At 65.3% G+C, this 23,181-nt stretch carries 21 protein-coding genes and 1 pseudogene; 16 read left to right on the top strand and 6 right to left on the bottom strand.

What is annotated here, in order from left to right; translation table 11 throughout:
- Positions 1-5: 5 nt before the first annotated feature.
- Genes QSV36_RS00110 through QSV36_RS00100 form a run of 3 tightly spaced genes read left to right on the top strand, consistent with a single transcriptional unit; the run spans position 6 to position 2,802 of the window.
- Positions 6-1,169, top strand: a complete 1,164-nt coding sequence (locus QSV36_RS00110) for an iron-containing alcohol dehydrogenase (RefSeq protein WP_289128717.1) — start codon at positions 6-8, stop codon at positions 1,167-1,169.
- Positions 1,169-1,615, top strand: coding sequence for an acyl-CoA thioesterase (locus QSV36_RS00105; protein ID WP_289128715.1), 447 nt, complete (start codon positions 1,169-1,171; stop codon positions 1,613-1,615). The genes QSV36_RS00110 and QSV36_RS00105 overlap by 1 nt, the downstream gene beginning before the upstream one ends.
- Positions 1,616-1,617: 2 nt before the next feature.
- Entirely contained in the window at positions 1,618-2,802 is a 1,185-nt protein-coding gene (locus QSV36_RS00100) for an acetyl-CoA C-acyltransferase (protein WP_289128712.1), read from the top strand.
- A 37-nt stretch (positions 2,803-2,839) separates the two neighbouring features.
- Here the strand turns inward: QSV36_RS00100 and QSV36_RS00095 are convergent, their stop codons facing one another.
- Positions 2,840-3,700: a CAP domain-containing protein gene (locus QSV36_RS00095; RefSeq protein WP_289128710.1), complete on the bottom strand. Its 861-nt coding sequence runs from the start codon at positions 3,698-3,700 to the stop codon at positions 2,840-2,842.
- A gap of 174 nt (positions 3,701-3,874) precedes the next feature.
- On the opposite strand from QSV36_RS00095, the gene QSV36_RS00090 reads away from it, so the two are divergent.
- The 3 genes and pseudogenes from QSV36_RS00090 (at position 3,875) to QSV36_RS00080 (ending at position 6,233) form a co-directional block, all read left to right on the top strand.
- A complete protein-coding gene (locus QSV36_RS00090; RefSeq protein WP_353853202.1) occupies positions 3,875-5,086 on the top strand; it encodes a sensor histidine kinase in 1,212 nt (403 codons plus the stop codon).
- Between the two features lie 396 nt (positions 5,087-5,482).
- A pseudogene (locus tag QSV36_RS00085) lies at positions 5,483-5,644 on the top strand (carbon-nitrogen hydrolase family protein); the annotation flags it as partial.
- A gap of 31 nt (positions 5,645-5,675) precedes the next feature.
- Complete coding sequence (locus QSV36_RS00080; RefSeq protein ID WP_289128708.1) at positions 5,676-6,233, top strand: GNAT family N-acetyltransferase; 558 nt, start codon at positions 5,676-5,678, stop codon at positions 6,231-6,233.
- Positions 6,234-6,262: 29 nt separating this feature from the next.
- On the opposite strand, the gene QSV36_RS00075 is transcribed toward QSV36_RS00080, so the two are convergent.
- A complete protein-coding gene (locus tag QSV36_RS00075; RefSeq protein ID WP_289128706.1) occupies positions 6,263-7,828 on the bottom strand; it encodes a winged helix-turn-helix domain-containing protein in 1,566 nt (521 codons plus the stop codon).
- Positions 7,829-8,069: 241 nt separating this feature from the next.
- Here QSV36_RS00075 and QSV36_RS00070 point away from each other — a divergent pair, with 241 nt between their 5' ends.
- The 5 genes from QSV36_RS00070 (at position 8,070) to tcuB (ending at position 13,009) form a co-directional block, all read left to right on the top strand.
- Positions 8,070-8,813, top strand: coding sequence for an SDR family oxidoreductase (locus tag QSV36_RS00070; protein WP_289128703.1), 744 nt, complete (start codon positions 8,070-8,072; stop codon positions 8,811-8,813).
- Positions 8,814-8,851: 38 nt separating this feature from the next.
- Positions 8,852-9,265: a cupin domain-containing protein gene (locus QSV36_RS00065; protein WP_289128701.1), complete on the top strand. Its 414-nt coding sequence runs from the start codon at positions 8,852-8,854 to the stop codon at positions 9,263-9,265.
- 61 nt (positions 9,266-9,326) lie between these two features.
- Entirely contained in the window at positions 9,327-10,247 is a 921-nt protein-coding gene (locus tag QSV36_RS00060) for a LysR family transcriptional regulator (protein WP_289128699.1), read from the top strand.
- A gap of 145 nt (positions 10,248-10,392) precedes the next feature.
- A complete protein-coding gene (gene tcuA, locus QSV36_RS00055) occupies positions 10,393-11,847 on the top strand; it encodes an FAD-dependent tricarballylate dehydrogenase TcuA (RefSeq protein ID WP_289128697.1) in 1,455 nt (484 codons plus the stop codon).
- Positions 11,828-13,009: a tricarballylate utilization 4Fe-4S protein TcuB gene (tcuB, locus tag QSV36_RS00050; protein WP_289128695.1), complete on the top strand. Its 1,182-nt coding sequence runs from the start codon at positions 11,828-11,830 to the stop codon at positions 13,007-13,009. Before tcuA ends, tcuB begins: the two co-directional genes overlap by 20 nt.
- A 60-nt stretch (positions 13,010-13,069) precedes the next feature.
- Here tcuB and QSV36_RS00045 read toward each other — a convergent pair whose 3' ends face one another.
- The gene (locus tag QSV36_RS00045) at positions 13,070-13,963 is read right to left on the bottom strand and encodes a LysR family transcriptional regulator (protein ID WP_289128691.1); all 894 of its coding nucleotides are present in this window, start codon (positions 13,961-13,963) and stop codon (positions 13,070-13,072) included.
- 146 nt (positions 13,964-14,109) lie between these two features.
- Here QSV36_RS00045 and QSV36_RS00040 point away from each other — a divergent pair, with 146 nt between their 5' ends.
- The 4 genes from QSV36_RS00040 to QSV36_RS00025 all read left to right on the top strand — a co-directional run bounded on the left by QSV36_RS00040 (position 14,110) and on the right by QSV36_RS00025 (position 19,310).
- Entirely contained in the window at positions 14,110-15,189 is a 1,080-nt protein-coding gene (locus tag QSV36_RS00040) for a 4-oxalomesaconate tautomerase (protein ID WP_289128688.1), read from the top strand.
- A gap of 72 nt (positions 15,190-15,261) precedes the next feature.
- Positions 15,262-16,569: a dicarboxylate/amino acid:cation symporter gene (locus QSV36_RS00035; RefSeq protein WP_289128686.1), complete on the top strand. Its 1,308-nt coding sequence runs from the start codon at positions 15,262-15,264 to the stop codon at positions 16,567-16,569.
- A 117-nt stretch (positions 16,570-16,686) separates the two neighbouring features.
- On the top strand, positions 16,687-17,991 hold the full coding sequence (locus tag QSV36_RS00030) for a CitMHS family transporter (RefSeq protein WP_289128685.1): 1,305 nt from the start codon (positions 16,687-16,689) through the stop codon (positions 17,989-17,991).
- Positions 17,992-18,056: 65 nt separating this feature from the next.
- Positions 18,057-19,310: an OprD family porin gene (locus tag QSV36_RS00025; protein ID WP_289128684.1), complete on the top strand. Its 1,254-nt coding sequence runs from the start codon at positions 18,057-18,059 to the stop codon at positions 19,308-19,310.
- A 169-nt stretch (positions 19,311-19,479) separates the two neighbouring features.
- On the opposite strand, the gene soxR is transcribed toward QSV36_RS00025, so the two are convergent.
- From soxR to lysA, 3 genes are all read right to left on the bottom strand, one after another.
- Positions 19,480-19,935 carry a redox-sensitive transcriptional activator SoxR gene (gene soxR / locus QSV36_RS00020; RefSeq protein WP_289128682.1) on the bottom strand — a complete coding sequence of 152 codons (456 nt, stop codon included), beginning with the start codon at positions 19,933-19,935 and terminating at the stop codon, positions 19,480-19,482.
- A gap of 67 nt (positions 19,936-20,002) precedes the next feature.
- On the bottom strand, positions 20,003-20,740 hold the full coding sequence (locus tag QSV36_RS00015; protein WP_289128680.1) for a GntR family transcriptional regulator: 738 nt from the start codon (positions 20,738-20,740) through the stop codon (positions 20,003-20,005).
- Between the two features lie 60 nt (positions 20,741-20,800).
- Positions 20,801-22,024, bottom strand: coding sequence for a diaminopimelate decarboxylase (gene lysA, locus QSV36_RS00010; protein WP_289128678.1), 1,224 nt, complete (start codon positions 22,022-22,024; stop codon positions 20,801-20,803).
- 120 nt (positions 22,025-22,144) lie between these two features.
- On the opposite strand from lysA, the gene QSV36_RS00005 reads away from it, so the two are divergent.
- Positions 22,145-23,050: a LysR family transcriptional regulator gene (locus QSV36_RS00005; RefSeq protein ID WP_289128677.1), complete on the top strand. Its 906-nt coding sequence runs from the start codon at positions 22,145-22,147 to the stop codon at positions 23,048-23,050.
- The last annotated feature ends 131 nt before the right edge of the window (positions 23,051-23,181 follow it).

Below are 23,181 nucleotides of genomic sequence, written 5' to 3'. Positions count from 1 at the left end.
GCCAGATGCAGCCTTTCAATTTCGCGACTACCGGGCAGATTCTCTGCGAAGCGGGCGCGGTGCAGCGCCTTGCCACGCTGTGCCGCGAGCGCGGCGCACGGCGCGTGCTGATCGTCAGTGACCCCGGTATCGCCCGCCTGGGCATGCTCGATGACCTGCTGCCGGGGTTCACGACGGCGAAGGTCGGCGTGGCAATCTTCAGCGAGGTCAGCGCCGACCCCAGCGAAGCCTGTGTGCTGGCTGCCACCCAGCGGGCCCGGCATATCGGCGCTGACCTGGTGGTAGGCTTTGGCGGCGGCAGTTCGATGGATGTCGCCAAGCTGGTCGCGCTGCTGGCCCACCGCGACTGCACCCAGCCGCTTGCCGAACTCTATGGCATAGACAAGGCCAAGGGCCGGCGCTTGGCGTTGATCCAGGTGCCGACCACGGCCGGCACCGGTTCGGAGGTGACGCCAATCGCCATCGTCACCACCGGCGCCACCAGCAAGATGGGCATCGTCTCGCCTCTGCTGTTGCCGGACCTGGCAGTACTCGATGCCGTGTGCACCCTCGGCCTGCCCCCGGCGGTAACCGCCGCGACCGGCATCGATGCGATGGTGCATGCCATCGAAGCCTATACCAGCCGTCTCAAGCGCAACCCGCTGTCGAGCCTGCTGGCCCGCGAGGCGCTGCGGCTGCTGGCGGAGAACCTGGACCAGGCCGTGCACAACGGCGGCAACCTGGACGCGCGCCAGGCCATGCTGCTCGGCGCCTGCCTGGCCGGCCAGGCGTTTGCCAATGCCCCGGTGGCGGCGGTACATGCGCTGGCTTATCCGTTGGGTGGGCACTTCCATATTGCCCATGGCCTGTCCAACGCGTTGGTGTTGCCACATGTGCTGCGCTTCAACCTGCCCGTCGCGGTGGCGGACTATGCCCAACTGGCGGTGCCCTTGTTGGGCCCGCGATTGCAGCCTGGCGACCTGCACCGGCAGGCTGATCAGTTCGTCGAGGAGCTGGCTGTGCTGGGCGCCCGCTGCGGTTTGCCTGGGCGACTGCGCGACGCCGATGTTCCGCGCCATCGCCTGCCGCAACTGGCAGAAGATGCGATGCAACAGCAGCGCCTGCTGGTCAACAACCCGCGTGAAGTCACCCAGGCCGATGCATTGGCCATCTACGAGGCGGCCTACTGATGAGCGTGCATCGGCAACGTGACTATTATCGGCACTACACGCTGATCGCCACCCGCTGGCATGACAACGACGCCTATGGGCACGTGAACAACGTGGTCTATTACGGTTTTTTCGACAGCGCCGTGAACCGCCTGCTGATCGAGCAGGGCGGACTGGATATCCACCATGGCGCGGCGATTGCGCTGGTGGTCAGCTCGGCCTGCGACTACCAGTCGCCTGTAGCGTTTCCGCAGGACATCGAGGTGGGCCTGGCGGTCAGCCGGCTGGGCAACACCTCGGTGCAGTACCAGTTGGCCGTATTCATCCAGGGCCAAGCCCTGGCCTGCGCCACCGGACGCTTCGTCCATGTGTTCGTCGACCGGCAGGGGCGACGCCCGGTTCCGGTGCCTGCCCGCTTGCGGCGGGTTTTGAGCGAATTGCAGCCCTTGTCCGCTGAGGAATCCTGACAATGATAGACGCGGTGATCGTCTCCACTGCCCGTACACCCATCGGCAAAGCCATGCGTGGCGCCTTCAACGACCTGAAAACCCCTGGCATGACAGCCGTCGCGATTCGCGCAGCCGTCGAGCGGGCAGGTATCGAGCCGGCGCAGGTGGAGGACCTGGTACTGGGTACCGCCATGCAGAGCGGTACTGCCGCTATCAACCCTGGGCGTCTTTCGGCGCTGGCAGCTGGTTTGCCGCAATCGGTCAGCGGGCAAACCCTCGACCGCCAGTGTGCTTCGGGCCTGATGGCCATCGCCACGGCGGCCAAGCAGATCATTGTCGATGGTATGCAAGTGACCATCGGCGCCGGGCAGGAGCAGATCAGCCTGGTGCAGCAGGTGCACAACCAGCTTGCCATCGAGGCCTGTGACCCTGCCGTGCTGCGCATGAGCGAACACGCCTACATGCCGATGCTGCAAACCGCCGAGTTCGTCGCCCGCCGCTATGGCATCAGCCGGGAGGCGCAGGATGCCTATGCCTTGCAGTCGCAGCAACGCACTGCAGCGGCGCAGGCGGCGGGGTTGTTTGCCGATGAAATCGTACCCGTCACGGCACGCAGGAAGGTGGTCGACAAGCTGACCGGTGCAGTGAGCCATGAGCAGGTCTGCCTCAGCCAGGACGAAGGCAACCGGCCGGCGACCACCCTGGCAGACCTGCAAGGGTTGAAGCCAGTTGTCGAAGGCGGCTGCGTGACGGCCGGCAACGCCAGCCAGCTGTCTGATGGCGCCAGTGCCTGCGTACTGATGGAAGGCGCTCTGGCAGCCAGGTCGGGCAGGGCGCCGCTGGGGCTGTATCGTGGCATGGCGGTGGCGGGTCTTGCTCCTGAAGAAATGGGTATCGGCCCGGTACTGGCGGTGCCCAGGTTGTTGCGCCAGCACGGCCTGAAGGTAGACGACATCGGCCTGTGGGAGCTGAACGAGGCGTTCGCCTGCCAGGTGCTGTACTGCGCCCAGCGTTTGCAGATAGACCCTGCGAAGCTGAACGTCAATGGCGGTGCCATTGCCATCGGCCACCCCTACGGCATGAGCGGGGCGCGGATGGTCGGGCATGCGCTTCTGGAGGGCAAGCGGCGTGGGGTGAAGTACGTGGTGGTGACCATGTGCGTCGGCGGCGGGATGGGCGCGGCGGGGCTGTTCGAAGTGCTGTAGCAAGGTCTGTCAGGCCAGCCCCCGAAGCCTGGGCCGGTCAAGGCGCGCCGAACAGCATCGTCCAGTAAACCCCGTCATCGCTACGCGAATTCTCGGCATAGGCCGCCCCCACCTGGGTAAACATCGGGTTCATCAGGTTGGCGCAATGCCCCGGGCTGGCCAGCCAGCCTGCCATCGCCTTGCTCGCTGAGCCCTGGCCGGCAGCGATGTTCTCGCCGATCTGGCGGCCGCGATAGCCGGCATCCCGCGCCCGGTCCGCCGGCAGGTCACCGTCGAGGTCGCGGTGGGCGAAAAAGTTTTCGTTGGCCATCGCCCGGCTGTGGCGCTGTGCGGCCGCGCCCAAGGCGGCGTTCCAAGCCAACGGGCGTGCGGCAGCAAAGCGCTGGCGCCCGCACAGGCGCGGTTTGGCCCGGGCCGCGTTGACCTGGGCCAGCAACGCCTGGCCCGTGCCGCGCCGGTCGCCGAGTTGCGCCTCCAGCAACGGGCGCGCCAACACCACCTGCCATTCATTGCGGGCGCGGCGCACGCCAATATCGGCATACTGGCTATCGAGCAGCGCAGCGCAGTAGTCGCTGCGTAGCATGTCGAAGGCCTCCTCGGCATCGTGCGCGCCGACCAGGCGGATCGCCCGCACCTTCACTGCCTGGTAGCCAACCGCCTTCAAGCCGTCGCGCAAGCCACCCCCGTAGCCGATCGGCAGCGCCAGGTTCGCCTTCAGCGCCAGCGGCGTCGAGGCCCGAACCAGGCGCCGCTCGCAACGCTGTGGCTGGGCGCGGTAGTCGTTGATCGCCGCTACCAGCTGGCGCTCCCCGCTGGCATGGGCGGGGGCGGTCAACAGCGGCAGGAAAGGCAACAGGCAGAGCGAGACAAGGCGGGAGCAGCAGGCAGCGTGGCGCATGGGACAGACAGCTCGGCAGGAGGTTGGCAATGAGGGCCGGTCAAAGGGCCCGGCTATGACTGCGCCGCCCGACACTGGTTCACCAACGAACCGTACATTTTTATTCGCTGGGAAACTGCCAGACGGTAGCGCTACAAGCGCCACAAAGGTGGCGCCCGGCTCGAAAACCGGGCTTTGCAGCGCTACGCTTATGCCACCCAATCGAAAACTGCCCTGGTCAAGCAGCGGAGGAATGACTGCATGCGGTTGTCTACGTTCATCATTGAGCAGATGGAAAGCATCCTCCAGGCTTGGGAGGACTTCGCCCGAAAGGTTGACCTGCCCAGGGAAGCACTGAGCACATCGGGCCTGAGAAACCACGCTGCGCACATTCTTCTGGCCGTGGCGCGGGACATGCAAACCCAGCAGACCGTACAGCAGGCAATAGACAAATCCCAGGGCCTCGCTCCGGTGTCGGCACGCGAAAGTGCGGCAGAAACCCACGCAGTCATGCGCCTGATGGACGGCTTCAGCATGGACCAGATGGTGTCGGAGTACCGCGCCCTTCGCTCAAGCGTGTTGCGCCTGTGGCTCGCTCAGGAAACGTCGATCGACCAGCCCGAGCGGGTGGCGGAGATCATCCGCTTCAACGAAGCCATCGATCAGGCCCTGGTCGAATCCATTGCTTCGTATTGCAAGGCCGTCGAGACCACACGCAAGATGGTGCTGGGTGTACTCGGCCATGACCTTCGCTCGCCACTGACAGCGATCACCATGGGCGCCGGTATGCTTGCCAAGAGCCAACAGCTGGGGCCCCGGGACCAGACCGTGGTCACCCAGATCTACGCGAGCGTCGGGCGTGCCAACGACCTGGTGAACGATTTGCTCGACCTGGCCCGATGCAATCTGAGCCTGGGCATACCCATACAGCGTGAGCCGAATGAGCTCAGCGCTCTGTGTAACGCTATCGTCAACGAAGTCAGCCTGGCCTATCCGCAGATCGACCTGCGTTTGCAGCAGGTAGCGCCATTGCCGGCCAGCTTCGACCTGCCACGCATGTCCCAGGCGGTGTCGAACCTGATCAACAATGCCATACGCCACGGCGATACCCGCTTGCCGATCCAGGTGCGGCTTGCGACCGAGAACGATTGCGCAGTGATCGAGATTCACAACTGGGGCAATCCCATTGCGCCAGAACGCATGATGTACCTGTTCAATCCCGAGGCACGCTTGGCCCGGGCGGGCCATGCCGAGGGTGGAAAACCGCATGGGCTGGGGCTTGGCTTGTTCATTGCCAACGAGATTGTCACCAGCCATGGTGGCACGATCGAGGTCGTTTCCAGTGCAGAACGAGGTACGACCTTCAGGGTTGTTTTTCCGCTTGAAGCTGCTACGTCTGCCGTTTGACCGGGCGGTGCCTGGCACCGGCTGCGCCGGTGTTCGCGGCTGAAGCCGCTCCTACAGGGGGCGTGTCAGGGCATTGGATGGGGACAATTTCGCAGGCGCTGGGAGCGGGTGTGCCCGTTCGCACAAGGTCCCGGCTTGCAATAGCTTCACCCAAGCAGCAGCGGCCTTGTATCGCTGCCTGGCAGTTGCGCGATGACCTCACGCAGCAAGGTTGTTATCAGGCGAATCGCGGGGTCGCGAGCATTGTCGATGCGCCAGCCCAGTTCTATCGAATACCGTGGCAAGTGGATCGGGCAAGGCTGGCACACGACATGGCTCACCATAGCCAGCGCCTTGGCCGCATGCGTCGGCAGGGTGGCCACGCCGACAACGCGATTGATGTGCGCGGCGCGGAAACCGATGAACTGTGAAGCGGGGCTGTTGACCGCGGATATCGACCTGGAGGAGCTGGTGCGCGCTCGCTACGATTTCGATGTGGTGGGCCATTATTCGCGGCCCAACGTGTTTTCGTTGAGCGTCGATGAGCGCGCCAGGCGCGGTGTCGACTTTCAAAACTGACTCATTGCCGAGGCGATACGGGAGCGCAAGCATGGATGGCCTTGCTACCTTGTTCACAGAGCGTCTGCTGCTGACGCCGCTGCGCTTGGAGAATGCCCAGGCGATACAGGCGCTGTTCCCGCAATGGGAGGTGGTGCGCTACCTCGACCGTCGCGTGCCATGGCCGTATCCGCCAGACGGGGCGCTGACCTATGTGCGTGATATCGCCCTGCCTGCGATGGCCGCCGGCCGAGAGTGGCACTGGATGATCCGCCTGCGCGACGAAGATGAGCGCATCATCGGCAGCATCAGCCTGTATGACCAGGCTGGAAACAACCGTGGATTCTGGCTGGCGCCGCAGTGGTGGGGCCAAGGCTATATGCGCGAAGCATGCCGGGCCATCAATGCTTATTGGTTCGAGACCTTGTCGCGCCCCGTCATGCGGGTTCCCAAGGCGGTTGCCAACAAAGCGTCGCGCAAGGTGTCGGAACACGAAGGCATGCGCCTGGTCGATGTGCGCGATGGCGATTTCGTTGCCGGGCCAATGCGCGTCGAGATCTGGGAGATGACCCGTAGCGACTGGCTGGGCAGGGTGAACCCAGGCCGCTAGTGGCTCGTGCCTGGCCGGCGGTTTGCTGGTCAGGCTGGCAAACCGGCCAGTTGCAGGCCCTCGGCCAGCCGGGCCAAGTCCTCGTCGCGATGGATCGGCAACCATTCACGCAAGGTCGATACACGCAGCCCCGGGTCTTGCTCGCGCAAGCGCGCCATGGCCCGGTAGGCGCTGTCCATCCGCCCGCTCAGGGCATGGCTGGCGGCGACCAGGGCTACCGCGACCAGCAAGTTCGGCAGGTTGCCCAACGATTTTTCCGCACACTCCAGCGCTTGCTCCAGGCGCCCGGCGAAGAAGTGCGCCAACGCCATGCCCACCTGCATGCGGAACATCTCCGGGTCCAGTGGGCTCAGCCGGGTGGCATGGCTGAGGTTGTCGATGGCGGCCTGGGTCTCGCCACGCAACGCCCGCAGCACCCCGCCCAGGTACCAGGCCGGCGCCAGGTTGGGGTTGAGCAGGCGTGCCCGGTCGAGCAAGGCGATGGCACCGTCCAGGTCGCCGGTCAGATGGCCAAGGGCATGGCCACTGCGGGTCAGGGCCACCGCATCGTCACGCCCCAGCGTCACGGCGAGGCGCGCGAGCCGGGCGCCCTCGGCGATTTCCTCGGCGCGGTTGTCCATCCAGCCATTGAGCTTGCGCCAGAAGTAGCACCATGCCGCCATGCCATAGGCCGAAGCGAACTCCGGATCGCGCTCGATGGCGTGGTAATACAGCGTCAACGCCTCGGCGATCGCCTCGCGGGTGCCGTGGTGCAGCTTGGCCGTGCCGCGCAGGTAGAAATCGTAGGCGCCAAGGTCGGCGGTGGGCTTGCGCTTGGCCCGCTCGATCTCGGCCCGCTCCAGCTGCGGCGCGATCGCCCCTACCACGCTTTCAGTGACTTGGTCCTGAAGCTCGAATACATCATCCAGCGACCCTTCGAAGCGCTCGGCCCACAGGTGTTCGCCGCTGCTGGCGTCGATCAGCTGGCCGGTGATGCGCAGCCGCTGGCCAGCCCGGCGCACGCTGCCTTCGAGTACATAGCGCACGCCCAGCGCCTGGCCGACCTGCTGCACGTCGATGGGCTGGCCCTTGAAGGTGAAGCTGGAGTTGCGGGCGATGACGAACAGCCAGCGGATGCGTGACAGCGCGGCAATGATGTCCTCGACAATACCGTCAGCGAAATAGTCCTGCTCGGGGTCTCCGCTGAGGTTCTGGAACGGCAGCACGGTGATCGACGGCTTGTCCGGCAGCGGGGGCCCGCTGGGTGCTGGCGCCGTTTCGGCTGCGGCTGGCGCCGGGCTGCTGGCGGGTTCGCGGACCTCGCCGACGAAGCGATAGCCCTTGCGCGCCACGGTGCGCAGCAACCGTTGTTCCTCGCCGGAGTCGCCGATGGCTTTGCGCACGGCGTTGATGTGGCTGGTGATGGTCGATTCGGAGACCACCTTGCCGTTCCACACCCGTGCCAGCAATTCGTCGCGGCCCAGCACCCGGTCGCGGTGGCTGACCAGTTCTACCAGCAGGTCGAACACCTGCGGGCCGATGGCCACGGCCTGGCCCTGGCGGGTCAGTTCCCGGCGCTGCTCGTCGAGCAGACAGTCGTCAAACACGAATGGCACGTGGCATCCCTCGCACGCCGTGGGCCCGGTGGCCGAGGCGCCTGGTTTCAGGTATCGGTCGATGATACGACAGCAGCCCAGGCGGCAGTACTGGCCTGCGCCCGGCTTGAACAGTTTGGACGCAAATTAAAGCCTGCGTGGAGGCAAATCCAGCCCGCGAACAAGGACTGGCTGCGCCAGGCGGCGCATGCTGCAGCCAGACGACGGCAATGGTTGCGGTCGTGCATGCGGAGACAGCCCAATGAAAATCGTGGTCATCGGAGGCACCGGCCTCATTGGTTCGAAGCTGGTCAACGGGCTGCGTGAGCGCGGCCACCAGGCCGTCGCGGCAGCGCCGAGCACCGGGATCAACAGCATCACCCGCGAGGGCCTGGCCGAGGCGATGGATGGCGCGGATGTGGTGGTGGACGTGGCCAATGCCCCGTCCTGGGAGGACCAGGCGGTGCTGGACTTCTTCGAGACGTCCACGCGCAACCTGCTGGCGGCCGGGAAAGCCGCTGGGGTGAAGCATCATGTGGCGTTGTCGATCGTCGGTACCGAGCGCCTGCCGGACAACGGCTATTTCCGCGCCAAGGTCGCCCAGGAGGCGTTGATCAAGGACTCGGGACTGCCGTACACCGTGTTGCGGGCCACGCAGTTCTTCGAATTCGTCGAGGGCATCGCCCAGGCGGGTACTGTTGGCGACGAAGTCCACCTGTCGCCAGCGCTGTTCCAGCCGCTGGCTTCGGATGACGTGGTGGCGGCGCTGATCGACGTGGCCCTGGCACCCGCAGCCAACGCTACGCTGGAGGTGGCCGGGCCAGAGGCACTGCCGATGGACGAGCTGGTGCGCCGCTTCCTGCGCCTGCGTGGCGACAAGCGCAAGGTGGTGGCCGACGTGCACACCCGCTATTTCGGCGCCGAGCTCGACGACAAGGCACTCACCCCCGGCAGCGGCGCACGGCTTGGCGCCACCCGTTTCGAAGACTGGCTGGCGCGCCAGTGAGTCGCCAGCCCCCAACCGTTAACCCAAGGAGCATCAGCATGTTCAATCGCACCCTCCTGGCCGCCGCGTTCAGCGTGCTGGCCATCACCCCGGCAATCGCCGCCGAACGCCCGCTGAGCAAGGTCACCGTGGTGTTCGACAAGCCACTGCCGAACGTGCCGGGCAAGAGCATGCGCGGGGTCATCGTCGACTACGCGCCGGGTGCTGCGTCACCCGCGCACCGTCACCCGAGTTCCGCGTTCATCTACGCCACCGTGCTCGAAGGTGAAGTACGCAGCAGCGTCAACGGCGAGCCGGCCAAGGTCTACAAGCCCGGCGAGAACTGGTACGAGGCCCCGGGCGCGTTCCACGGCGTCAGCGCCAACGCCAGCGACAGCAAGCCGGCCAAGCTGATGGCGGTGTTCGTGCTCGACAGCAACGAGACGGTACTGGTTACCCCGAGCGACAAGTAGGCCGCGAACAGCCACCGATCCTGCGTACAATGCGGGCAGGGCAGGGGATCGCGAGGTCAATGTGGAGTTACGCCAGTTTCGCTACTTTTTGAGTGTGCTGGAGCACGGCAGCCTGGGCAGGGCCGCGCTCGAGCTCGGGGTGGGCGCGTCCGCCCTGAGCCAGCAGTTGTCGAAGCTGGAAAGCGAGCTGAGCACCCGCCTGCTGACCCGCTCGAGTACCGGTGTTATGCCGACAGCGGCGGGTCTGGCCTTCGAGTACCATGCGCGGCTGGCGCTGCGCCAGGCCGAGCACGCCATGCTGGCGGCGCAGAGCGGGCGCATGAGCGGCTACGTCAGCGTCGGCCTGGCGCCGACCACCGCATCGGTCCTGGGCCTGGCCCTGATCGAGCGGATGTGCCAGCGCTATCCGGACATCCACCTGCACCTGGTGGAAATGCTCTCGGGCTATCTGCTAAGCCAGCTCAACGCCCGATACCTGGACCTGGCGGTATTGTTCCAGGCGGAAGCGGGGGCGCGGCTGGAGGTGCGCCCGCTGCTGCAGGAGCGCTTGTTCGCCCTGGTGCCGCAGCGCCTGGTGCAGGAGGGCTGGGGCGAAGCGCTGAGCTTGCAGCAGATCGCCAGGCTGCCGCTGGTGATGCCCAGTACCCAGCATGGCCTGCGTTCGACCTTGCAGGCGATCCTGGCCCGGGCCGGGCTGGAAGCGCATATCGTCATGGAGGTCGACGGCTTGTCGCTGCTCATGGATTGCGTGGCCGCCGGCCACGCCGCCACCCTGCAACCCGGTGCCGCGGTAGCCCGGGCAGCCCAGGCCGGCGTGCGGGTATTCGCCATCGACGATGCCCAGGCGCAGCGCCGCAACCTGGTGGTGAGCCTGAGTGAAGACGAGCTCTCGCCAGCTGCGCTGGCGACCCGGATCGTGCTGCATGAGGTAGCCCGCGACCTGGTCGCCCAGGGGCAATGGCCAGGGGCGCACCTGCTCTGATCGGCGCGTGCGGCGCCGCCACCCTTTAGCAAAACTGAACACCTGCCCCCGCTGATCGCGTTTCGTCACCCGCACGGGGTCATTAGATTCCGTGGTCCGCGAGGAGCACACCGACCGTTCTGGCTCCTCGAGACCTGGAGGCAAAATGATCGATGTGCTTGTCATTGGCGGTGGCAACGCCGCCCTGTGCGCTGCGTTGATGGCGCGTGAGGCCGGCGCCAGTGTGCTGCTGCTGGAAGCCGCGCCGCGTGCCTGGCGAGGTGGCAACTCGCAACACACCCGCAACCTGCGCTGCATGCACGATGCACCGCAGGATGTGCTGGTCGATGCATACCCGGAAGAAGAGTTCTGGCAAGACCTGCTCAAGGTCACCGACGGCCAGACCAACGAAAAACTGGCGCGGCTGGTGATCAGGGCGTCGTCCGACTGCCGCGACTGGATGCGGCGCCACGGTGTGCACTTCCAGCCGTCGTTGTCCGGGGCCTTGCACACGGCGCGTACCAATGCGTTTTTCATGGGCGGCGGCAAGGCGTTGGTCAATGCCTATTTCCGCAGCGCCGAACACCTGGGCGTGCAGGTTCGCTACGACACCCCGGTGTGCGACATCGAGCTGCACGGCGACCGTTTCGTCGCCGCCCATGTAGCGGCACGCGAGGTAGGTGGGCGGCAGTTGCCGGCCGAACGTATCCAGGCACGCAGCTGCGTGCTGGCCGCCGGTGGCTTCGAATCCAACCGCAGCTGGCTGCGTGAGGCCTGGGGGCAGAACCAACGCGGCGAATGGCCGGCGGACAACTTCCTGGTGCGGGGTACCCGCTTCAATGACGGTGTGCTGCTGCGACGCATGATCGACCTGGGCGCCGATACCATCGGTGACCCGACCCAGGCGCACATGGTTGCCATCGATGCCCGCGCGCCGCTTTACGACGGCGGCATCTGCACCCGCATCGACTGCGTGTCGCTGGGGGTGGTGGTCAATCGCGAAGGGCGGCGCTTCTACGATGAAGGTGAAGATTTCTGGCCCAAGCGCTACGCGATCTGGGGGCGCCTGGTGGCCCACCAGCCGGGCCAGGTGGGCTTTTCCATCATCGACCAGAAAGCCCTGGGCCGCTTCATGCCGCCGGTGTTTCCAGGCACCACGGCCAACACCCTCGAAGAACTGGCGGGCCTGCTTGGGTTGCCGCCGGCGGCCTTCGTCGACAGCGTGCAGGCCTTCAACCGCGCCTGCCAGCCCGGCACCTTCGACCATACCCGGCTGGACGACTGCCACACCGTCGGTATCACCCCGGCCAAGAGCCACTGGGCCCTGCCCATCGATACGCCGCCTTTCTACGGCTACCCGCTACGCCCCGGCGTCACCTTCACCTACCTGGGCCTGCGCACCGACGAGACCGCCGCCGTGCACTTCGCTGGCCGGCGCAGCCCGAACCTGTTCGTGGCCGGTGAAATGATGGCCGGCAACGTGCTGGGCAAGGGCTACACCGCCGGGGTCGGCATGTCCATCGGCACCGCCTTCGGGCGTATTGCCGGCACCCGCGCCGCTGCCGCCGCTGCGCGCACTCCATCCCCTGACGAGGCCCGCCATGACCGCGCAACTGCCTGAACCCCGCCAGTACCAGCCTGCCGCAAGCGGCCCCGAACTGATCCCGTTGCTGAACCTGGACGAACAGGAAGTACAGCGGCAGATGAGCATCTGCAACGCCTGTCGCTACTGTGAAGGGTTCTGCGCCGTGTTCCCGGCGATGACCCGCCGGCTGACCTTCGGCAAGGCCGATATCCATTACCTGGCCAACCTCTGTCACAACTGCGGCGCCTGCCTGCACGCCTGCCAGTACGCCGCGCCCCACGAGTTCGCCGTCAATGTGCCGCAGGCGATGGCCAAGGTGCGCGGCCAGACCTACGCCGACTATGCCTGGCCGGCGGCGTTCGGCCGGCTGTACCGGCACAATGGCGGCTATGTCGCCGGCGCGCTGGCCCTGGCGCTGTCGCTGTTCCTGTTGCTGGCCCTGGCGGTCAACGGCACCTTGCTGCCCGGGCGGCTGGCGGGCGATTTCTATGCGGTGTTCCCGCACAACACCCTGGCGCTGTTGTTCGGCAGCGTCTTCAGCCTTGCCGGTGTGGCGCTGGCACTGGCGGTGCGACGCTTCTGGCGCCAGGTCTCGCCCGCCGGGCAGCAGGCAGCGCCGGCCGATGGCGCGGTGCTCGAGGCATCGGCGGCGGTACTGACGCTGAAGTACCTCGACGGCGGGCATGGCCAGGGCTGCAACAATGCCGACGACCGCTACACGCTGTGGCGGCGCCGCTTCCATCACCTGACCTTCTACGGCTTCCTGCTGTGCTTTGCGGCCACGCTGGTCGCCACCGGTTATCACTACCTGCTCGGCCTGGCAGCGCCTTACCCGCTGCTGAGCCTGCCGGTGTTGCTGGGCACGGTCGGTGGGGTTGGCCTGGTCATCGGCCCGCTCGGGCTGCTGGCGCTGAACCTGCGCCGGGCACCGGAGCACGGCGATGCCCGGCAAAGGCCGATGGACCGGGCATTCATCCTGCTGCTGTTGCTGGTCAGCGTCAGCGGGCTGGCACTGCTGGCGCTGCGTGACAGCGGCGCCATGGCCGTGCTGCTGGCCATCCACCTGGGCACGGTGATGGCGCTGTTCCTCACGCTGCCCTATGGGAAGTTCGCCCATGGCCTGTTCCGCAGTGCCGCGTTGCTGAAGTTCGCCATCGAGAAGCGCCGGCCGGACCCGCATGGCCTGGGTGGGGACTGACGCATGGGCGCGGCGCTGCTGGTTGCCTGGGCCAGGCATCGGCCTGGCGGCTCCAGCCGTTCAGCGGTTGGGCCACTTCTGCAGCAGGATCGAAACGAACTTTTCCGCGGCAGGCGACAGCGATGCACCGCGCCGGTACACCAGGCCCAGGGTGCGCGTCACCTGGGGTTCGATCAGCGGCACGCTGACCAGCGTCGGGTGGTCGGCGCTGGGCATGGCCAAGCTGGGCATGGCGGATACCCCCAGCCCGGCCTCGACCATCCCCAGCGAGGTGGACAGGTGCTGCACCTCGTAGAACCACTTGGGGCGCAGGTTGAGGCCGGAGAGGGCATGGTCGAGCAGCATGCGGTTGCCGCTCAGGCGGCCAACGCCGATCAGCCGGTAGTCGGCAAGCTCGGCCCAGGTCACGGCCTCACGCCCCGCCAGTTTGTGGTCGCGCCGGCAGGCCAGGACAAAGTGTTCCTGCACCAGCGAGACGAATTCGATGTCCGGGTGCTGCCCGCTCATCATGTTGATGCCGAAGTCGGCTTCGCCGCGCAGCACGGCTTCCAGCCCGTCATTGGCGCTGAGGTCGAGCAGGCGGATACGGATTTTCGGGTACTGCTCGTTGTAGTCGCGAATCACCGACGGCAGGAAGTAGAACGCGGCGGTGGGAATGCAGGCGAGGGTGACCTGGCCGGTCTGCCGCTCGGCCAGTTCACGGATGCTGAGGATCGAGTCCTCGAAATCATCCAGCAGCCGCCTGGCCTTGGGCAGGAAGTCGCGCCCGACACTGGTCAGGCTGACCCGACGGGTGGTGCGTTCGAGCAACGAGGTGCCTAGCCCTTCTTCCAGCTTCTTGATCCGCCGGCTCAGTGCCGGCTGCGACAGATGCAGGGCTTCGGCGGCTTCATGGAAGCTGCCGAGTTCGGCGATTTTCACGAAAGATCGGATGTCTTGCAGCTCATATTCCATAAATAAACCACAGCCCGTTTGACGGAGAATTATTTTGTGAAAAGCAATAATGGCTACGATATTTGCATTGGATTGATTTATCCATCCCTGTCACTCTTTTGCTCACAGCATCAATGATGTCCATTGATCAACCAGAGTGCGAAATCATGCAACGAATTCCTTGCGTACTCATGCGCGGTGGCACCTCCAAGGGGCCGTTCTTCCACGCCTGGGACCTGCCTGCCAATGTGGTCGAGCGCGACGAATTGCTGATCAACCTGATGGGCTCCGGCCATGAGCTGGAAATCGACGGCATCGGTGGCGGCAGCCCGCAGACCAGCAAGGTGGCCATCATCAGCCCGTCGTTGCATGCCGACGCCGACGTCGACTACCTGTTCGTCCAGGTCATGGTTGCCCAGCGCCGGGTCGACACAGCCCCGAACTGCGGCAACATGCTGTGCGCCGTCGGCCCGTTCGCCATCGAGCAGGGCCTGGTCAAGGGCCAGGACGGCAAGACGTTGGTGCGTATTCGCAACCTCAACACTGGCACCTTCGTCAATTCGCTGGTGGAAACCCCCGGCGGCATCGTGCGTTACGAAGGCCGTACGGCGATCGATGGTGTACCGGGCACTGCCGCCCCGGTGCACCTGACCTTCCTCGATGCGGTCGGCAGCAAGACCGGCAAGCTGTTCCCCACCGGCCAGGCCAAGGATGTGATCGATGGTGTGCCTGTCAGCTGCATCGACATGGCCATGCCAATGATGGTGGTGCAGGCCAGCGAACTGGGGGTCAGCGGCGCGGAAACCCCGGCTGAACTCGACGCCAACGGCGCGTTGCTCGCACGCCTCGAGGCATTGCGCCTGAAGGCCGGCAAGGCCATGGGCCTGGGTGATGTCAGTGGCATGGTCATTCCCAAGCCGGTGCTGGTGTCCAAACCACGCTACGACGGCACCGTGCAGGTTCGCTACTTCATGCCGCACAACTGCCATCGCGCCCTGGCCATCACCGGCGCGGTAGGGCTGGCGACCGCCTGCGTCAGCCCCGGTACGGTGATCGGCGACCTGCTGGGCGAGGGTGCCGAGCAACTCACCGAGGTGCGCCTGGAACACCCGAGCGGCGGCATCGATGTCGCGCTGTCGCGCAGCGGCGCCGACGGCAAGACGATCCAGGCCTCGGTGGTGCGAACCGCCCGGCGGCTCTTCTCAGGGTTCGTCTACGCCCCTACATTCCGCAGGTTGGCGGGGTAAGCCCGGGCGTTATCCAGACCTGCACAATCGCAACCAGCGCATCCGCACAATTTCAACAATGGGTGATGCCACATGAAACTCGCCAAATCGCTGTATTTCCAGATCCTCTGCGCCGTCCTGCTGGGCGTGGTGGTCGGTCATTTCTGGGCGCAACAGGCGGTGGCCCTGAAGCCGCTGGGTGATGCGTTCATCAAGCTGATCAAGATGATGATTGCCCCGGTGGTGTTCTGCACCATCGTCACCGGCATTGCCGGCATGACCGACAAGCGCTCCCTGGGGCGCCTGATGAGCAAGACCCTGCTGCTGTTCCTGGGCCTGACCGTGGTCAGCCTGGTGATCGGCCTGGCGGCGGTGTACCTGTTCAAGCCCGGCGTCGGCATGAACATCGACCCGGCCACCCTGAGCACCGCAGGCCTGAGCCAGTACACCGCGTCGGCGGCCAAACTGAGCGTGGTGGACTTCTTCATGCACATCATCCCGGACACCTTCATCGGTGCCTTCAACAAGGGTGAAGTGCTGCCGGTGCTGTTCATTGCCGTGCTCAGCGGTTTCGCCCTGTCGTCGATGGGCGAGAAGGGCAAGCCGGTACTGGACGTGCTGGAGTCGGCCTCGACCATGGTGTTCCGTATCTTCGGCTACCTGATGCGGTTCGCCCCGGTCGGTGCCTTCGGTGCGCTGGCGTTCACCGTCGGCCAGTACGGCATCACCTCGCTCGGTTCGCTGGCCAAGCTGGTGGGCACGCTGTACATCGCCTGCGCGTTCTTCGTGCTGGTCGTGCTGGGCGGCATCTGCCGTGCCCATGGCTTCAGCCTGTGGAAGCTGCTGCGCTACTTCCGCGAAGAGTTCCTGGTGGTGCTGGGCACGTCCTCGACCGAGCCGGTGCTGCCGCGCATGCTCGAGAAACTCGAGAAGCTGGGCTGCAAGAAGGGCGTGGTCGGCCTGGTGTTGCCCACCGGCTACTCGTTCAACCTGGACGGTACCGCCATCTACCTGTCGCTGGCCGCAGTGTTCATCGCCCAGGCCTGCAACATCGACCTGAGCCTGGGCCAGGTGGTCACCATGCTGGCGATCATGCTGCTGTCGTCCAAGGGTGCCGCCGGCGTGACCGGCAGCGGCTTCGTGGCGCTGGCCTCGACCCTGACCGTGATCCACGACATCCCCCTGGCCGGCCTGGCCCTGCTGATCGGCATCGACCGCTTCATGTCGGAAGCCCGTGCCCTGACCAGCCTTGCCAGCAACGCGGTGGCAACGGTGGTGGTGTCGCTGTCGGAAAACGCCTGCGATCGCCAGACCCTGCTCAGTCGCCTGAACGGCGAACCACTGTCCGGCCCGGCCGCGCAGACGCCTGAATGGACTGCCGAGCCGCATCGTCACGGCTGAACTGCGGTGCCCTGAACCCTTGTCGACCAAGCCCCCCACCCGCTTTTGCCGGGTGGGGTAGGGGGCCGTCTGCGTTGCACTCGGCCACACTGAAAAATAACAACAAGAGAACAAACCATGCTCGCACTTCTGGGCCTGATCATGGTGGTGACCTTCACCTACCTGATCATGAGTAAGCGGCTGTCCCCGATCGTTGCACTGACCGTCGTGCCGATCGTCTTCGCCCTGATCGGCGGCTTTGCCCCCGAGCTGGGCAAGATGATGCTCGACGGGTTGAAAATGGTCGCGCCGTCTGCTGCATTGCTGCTGTTCGCCATCCTGTTTTTCGGCCTGATGATCGACGCCGGCCTGTTCGACCCGCTGATCCGCAAGATCCTCAAGCGGGTGAACGGCGACCCGGTCAAGATCGCCATCGGCACCGCGCTGCTGTCGCTGCTGGTGGCGCTGGACGGTGATGGCACCACCACCTACATGATCACCTGTGCCGCCATGCTGCCGCTGTACAAGCGCATCGGCATGAACCCGATGATCCTGGCCACCGTGTCGATGCTGTCGCTGAGCATCATGAGCGGCATGAGCCCCTGGGGCGGCCCGGCCACGCGTGCCATTGCCGCGCTGGGGCTGGATGCCACCGAGTACTTCATCCCGCTGTTGCCCACCGTCATCGGTGGCGCCGCGTGGGTAGTGTTCACCGCCTTCCTGCTGGGCCGCGCCGAACGCCGGCGTATCGGCAACATCGCGCTGGAGTCCGGTGGTGGCAATTGCTACATCAAGGAAATTCTCGGCGACAGCCCGCACAAGCGCCCGCGCCTTGCCTATGTGAACCTGGTGCTGGTGATTGCCGTGATGACTGCCCTGGTGCTGGGGCTGATGCATGCCGCCATCCTGTTCATGATCGGTTTCGTCGCCGCGCTGATGATCAACTATCCGCAGCTGGAGCTGCAGAAGGAGCGCATCCTCGCTCATTCTGGCAATGCGATGACCGTGGTGCTGCTGGTATTCGCCGCGGGCATCTTCGCCGGTATTTTCTCCGGCACGAAGATGGTCGATGCGCTGGCGCAAACCCTGGTGGACTGGATTCCGGAAGCCTGGAGCCACTGGTTCCCGCTGGTGGTGGCGCTGACCAGCATGCCGCTGACCTTCGTGCTGTCGAACGATGCCTACTACTTCGGCGTGGTGCCGATCCTGGCCAATGCTGCGGCGGCGTATGGCATCGACCCGGTGGAAATCGCCCGCGCCTCGGTGCTGGGCCAGCCGGTGCACCTGATGAGCCCACTGGTGGCGTCGACCCTGCTGCTGGTGGGCATGGTCGACCGCGATATCGGTGACTTCCAGAAAGCCACGGTGAAATGGGCGGTGCTCACCTCGCTGGTCATCACCGCGCTGGCATTGCTGACCGGGGCCTTGTCCTTCTTCGTCTAAGCGTTACCGGGCGCTGCCAGGCGCCCGCCATTACTCATTCTGAAAACAACAACAGAGTACCGATCATGTCCCGAGCTGTGTTCCGTGGGGCCACCTGTGGCCTGCTGTGCGGCTGGCTGCCCGTTGCCGGCGCCGCTGGTTTCGTCGATGACAGCAAGCTCAAGCTGCAACTGCGCAATGTTTATTTCAACGAGAACTTCCGTGACGAGCAGGGCATGAGCGCCCGGGCCGCAGCCAACGCCAAGAGCGAGCGGGTGGAGTGGGCGCAGGGCTTTCTGCTCGACTACCAGTCGGGCTTTACCAACGGCACCTTGGGCGTGGGGCTGGATGCCCTTGGCCTGTGGGGGGTACGCCTCGATTCCGGCCGTGGGCGCAGTGGCACGGGGCTGCTGCCGGTGCATGGCGACGGCCGCGCTGCGGACGAGTTCGCCAGCGCCGGGGTGACCGCCAAGGCACGCCTCGGCCAGACGGTGGTCAAGCACGGCACCTTGCTGCCGAAGACACCGTTGCTGGTGTACAACGATGCGCGGTTGTTGCCGCAGACCTACCAGGGCACGCAGCTAACCAGTACCGACATCGACGGGCTGGCCTTGACTGCCGCCCACCTGGACCGCTTCAAGCAGCGTGACTCCTCCGACAGCACCGGCCTTTACCTGGATGGCTATGGGGGCGACAAGTCGGGTGATTTCAACTTCGCCGGTGCTGATTATGCGGTGAACAAACAACTGCGGCTGAGCTACTACCATGGTCAGCTCGAGGATTTCTATCGCCAGGATTTCGCCGGGCTGGTCCACGACCTGCCATTGGCCGGCGGGGTGCTGACTACCGACCTGCGCTATTTCAAGAGCCGCGACAGCGGGGCGGCCTATGGTGGCGCCATCGACAACGACATGTTCAGCGGGCAGCTGGCCTATGCCCATTCCGGCCATACCGTTGGTGCGGGCTACCAGGTGCTCGATGGCGACGCGGGGTTGCCGTATATCAGCGGGGCGACGGTGTATTCGTTCAGCAACGTCGGTATCGGCAAGTTCATCGAGGAAGAGGAGAAGACCTGGATGGCCAGCTACGCCTATAACTTTGCCGTCGCGGGTGTGCCTGGGTTGACCTTCATGGCGCGCTACCTGAGTGGCGACAATGGCCGCTCCGGTAGCGAGGGGATCAAGGAGTGGGAGCGTGACGCCGAGCTTGCCTATGTGGTGCAGGCCGGGCCGTTGAAAGGCCTGGGGGTGAAGTTGCGCAATTATGTCTACCGTTCGGACTTTGCCCGGGGGCGGGACAGCAATCGCCTCTATCTGACCTACGATATCGCCATCTGGTAAGGGCGCGTCCGGTTTCGGTGGTAGCTAAAGATCAAGGCCTGCGCCGCCCCTGTAGGCGCAACTGTCTTGCTCAGTTGCTAAAAGCTGGCGCGGTCCCTGTGGGAGCGGGCTTGCCCGCGATCACCGGCACAGCCGGTGCCACCAACCGCGTCGCCTGGGGGCGCATACCTCATTGGGCCTTGTTCTCCAGAATACGCCCGCCGGTGCCTTGCTTGCCCAGTACATCTTCAGGGTTGCGCAGCGGGCATTCTTCCAGCGACAGGCAACCGCAACCGATGCAGTTGTCCAGGCTGTCGCGCAACGCCTCCAGCGTGCGGATGCGCGCATTCAGGTCTTCGCGCCAGGCACTGGACATTTCCGCCCATTGCGCCGCCGTCAGCTTGCTGTTCGGCGGATACCGGCTGAACGCCTGCTTGATTTCCTCCAGGGGAATGCCGGTGCGCTGCGCCACCTTGATGATCGCCAAGGTCCGCAACACCAGCGCGGGATAGCGGCGCTGGTTGCCTGCCGTTCGGGTGCTGGCGATCAATCCCTTGGTTTCGTAGAAATGCAGTGCAGACACGGCCACGCCGCTGCGTCTGGACACTTCCCCTACCGTTAGCATTCGTGTGCTTTCTACTGCCATGCCTGTTGGCCTCACGTTAACCTGCAGAAGCTGACGGGTATTGTGCAAGAGCAGCGCGCTGATCGCTTCACCCCGCTGAACGATCCCGGCGCATCTGGCTGATCAGGATAAAGCGATCAGCCGGAAGCACCGTCTCGGCCACGGCCATCAGGTCGCCGTTTTCCTCGCGGTAATGGCGCAGGATGTTGAGCGCTGCGGCACCTGCCTCGGCTTTCAGCGCCTGGGCGGTTGGCGCTGTCAGCAAGACCGCCCGAACCTGCTGCTCGACCAACGCGATTGCCCGGCCGTAGCGTTGCTCGATCAGCCCTGCGATCACTTGGTCAGGGTGTTCGCGGGCCAGTTCGATGACCTCGGCATAGTCCCGCGGTACGTACACCTCGCTCCAGCACTGCGGCAAGCTACCGTGGCCGCGGTCGACACGAATGCTCGACACGCAGAGATAGTGCTCACCCGGTACCAGGCCCAACCGCTCGGCCTCGCTCAGGTCGGCGACGAATTGGCGCACGTCCTGTATCTGCCGCTGCTGGTTTTGCCCGAGTTGCGCCAGGTCCGCCACGCCGGCCAGTGACTGGGAATAGCCGCCACGCGGGCTGCTGGCCTCGACCCGGGTGCCCACGCGCTTGCGCCGCGACACCAGCCCCTGGTCGAGCAACTGGTCGATGGCCGCGCGCACCGTGTGCCGGCTGACACCGTACAGGTCGCATAGCTCGAGCTCGGTGGGCAGCAAGCTGCCCACCGGATAACGGCCGCTGGTGATGCCGTGCATCAGGTCCTTTGCCACACGGGCATAGCGCGTCGGGTTCATGCCTTGCCCTGTCGGCAAATGAAAGCTGGGCAGTTTAACAGAGCCCCCCGATGCTGCCTGTCACTCCAGGCCCAGCAAGTCCTGCACGGTCTGCCGGCGGCGAATCATGCGCAACGCGCCTTGCTCGATAAGGAATTCCGGCAGCAGTGGCCGGCTGTTGTAGTTCGACGACATCGATGCCCCGTAGGCGCCAGCGTCGTGGATCACCAACAGGTCGCCCACCTGTGCCTGGGGCAGGTCGTGCGGGGTCAGTTCCTGGTCATCCTGGGTGAACACGTCACCCGACTCGCACAGCGGCCCGGCGACCACGGTTGGCTGGCGCGGGCGCTCCACCGGCTGACCGTTGGCGTCGAGCAGGGTCATGCGGTGGTAGGCACCATACATGGCCGGGCGCATCAGGTCGTTGAAGCCGGCGTCGATCATGACGAAGTTATTGCGGCCGGCCTGCTTCACGGCACGCACTTCGGCCACCAGGTAGCCCGATTCCGCCACCAGGAAGCGCCCGGGCTCGATTTCCATGCGCACCGGGTGGCCCAGCATGGCTTCGATTTCCTGGCGCGCCACGGCCCAGGTGCGGGCGTAGCGCTGCAGGTCGACCGGCGTGTCGCTGCTGCGATACGGGGTGGAAAGCCCGCCGCCGATGGAGAAGGCCTCGATGTCCACGCCCAGGCGGCCAATCAGCTCGATCATCGCCCGGGCCACCTGCTCCAGGTGCTGGTAATCGACCCCGGAGCCGATGTGCATGTGCACACCCACCAGGTGCAGGCCATGGGCCTTCACGCAGGCCAGCGCCTCGTCCAGTTGCTCGTGCCAGATGCCGTGCTTGCTGTTCTCGCCACCCGTGTTGGTCTTGCGGCTGTGGCCATGGCCGAAACCAGGGTTGATGCGCAGCCACACGCGGTGGCCGGGGGAGCGTTCACCCAACTGGCGCAGCATGTCAATGGAGCCGGCGTTGACTTCGATCTTCGACGCCACCACCCGCTCAAGGGTCGGCCGGTCCAGCGCATCGCAGGTCAGCACCACGCCGGCGGGGTCGCCAGCCACGCTCGCACCGGCAGCGAAGGCCCGCTCCATCTCGCCCAGCGATACCGCGTCCAGCACCAGGCCATGGGCGCGCATCAGCCGCAGCACGTGCAGGTTGGGGTTGGCCTTCTGGGCGAAGCGCACGGTGTCGAATACCTTCAGTTGTTCGACCCGTTCGGCGATGGTGCTGGCATCGTAGGCCCACAGTGGCGTGCCGTGCTGGCGGGCCGCCTCGGCCAGGAGGGGGAAGGGTGCGGTCATGGTGGCGCTACTCATATAAGGAAGGGTTCGAGGATGAGCCAAAGTGCGAATTCAGAAAAATAGCTATTTTTCTGTTGGCCATTCATATTTGATATACCTTTGTGCTTTCCTGGGGCTGCCGTGAAACTGTCTGTTCGCCATATCGAAGTGTTCCGCGCCATCATGGCCGCTGGCAGTGTCACCGGTGCGGCGCGCCTGCTGTTCACCTCGCAGCCCACCGTCAGCCGTGAATTGGCGCGGCTGGAGCAGGTGACCGGCCTGAACCTGTTCGAGCGCGAGGCCGGGCGCCTGGTGGCGACCGCCCAGGCGCTGCTGCTGATCGAGGAGGTGGAGCGCGCCTACCTCGGGCTGGAGCGGATCGAGCGCTTTGCCCAGGCCATTCGCAATTTCGAGCAAGGCCGGCTGGCCATCACTTGCTTGCCGCTGTTTTCCCAGACCTTGCTGCCCAAGGCGTGCCAGCGCTTTCACCAGCAGCACCGGGGCGTGAGCGTGAGCATCCTGGCGCAGGAGTCGCCGTTGCTGGAGGAGTCGCTGGTCGCCCAGCAGCATGACCTGGGCCTGACCGAGGTCGAGCAGATACCACGCGGCGCGTACGGCGAATTGCTGTTCAGCGCCAACATGGTCTGCGTGCTGCCCGAGGGCCACCCGCTGCAGGCCAAGGCCGAACTGGAGCTGGGCGATTTCCACGAGGTCGACTTCATCAACCTGGCCAGCCTGGACACCTACCGGCAGCGCCTGGACCAGCACTTCCGAGCGGCGGGGGTGAACCGCCGCACGGTCATCGAGACCACCAGTGCCGCCTCGGTGTGCGCGATGGTCAGGCAAGGCCTCGGGGTGGCGATCATCAACCCGCTGAGCGGGCTGGAGGCCGCGCAGGGTGGCTTGTCGATCCGCCGCTTGCGGGTATCGGTGCCGTACCAGGTGATGTTGATACGCCCGGACCACCGGCCAGCGTCGGCGGCGGTGGAACCGTTCTGCGAGGCGCTGCGGGTGCAGGCGCAGGAAATGCAGGCGGCCTTGGCCTGACGCCAGGCTCGCTTTTCATGTAGATACTCTGTTCGCGGTCAAGCTTTTCTGAGGTGCTCAGCGCTGAAAAGCTTGGCCGTTTCAAATGGCTTATCCCCATGCATGCATGCCCAGATGCCAGTCAGGTATTT

The sequence above is a fragment of the Pseudomonas sp. BCRC 81390 genome (assembly GCF_030341915.1).
Taxonomy (GTDB): Bacteria; Pseudomonadota; Gammaproteobacteria; order Pseudomonadales; family Pseudomonadaceae; genus Aquipseudomonas.
The sequence above is the reverse complement of the archived record's forward strand: the minus strand, read 5'-3'. Positions and strand labels throughout refer to the sequence as shown.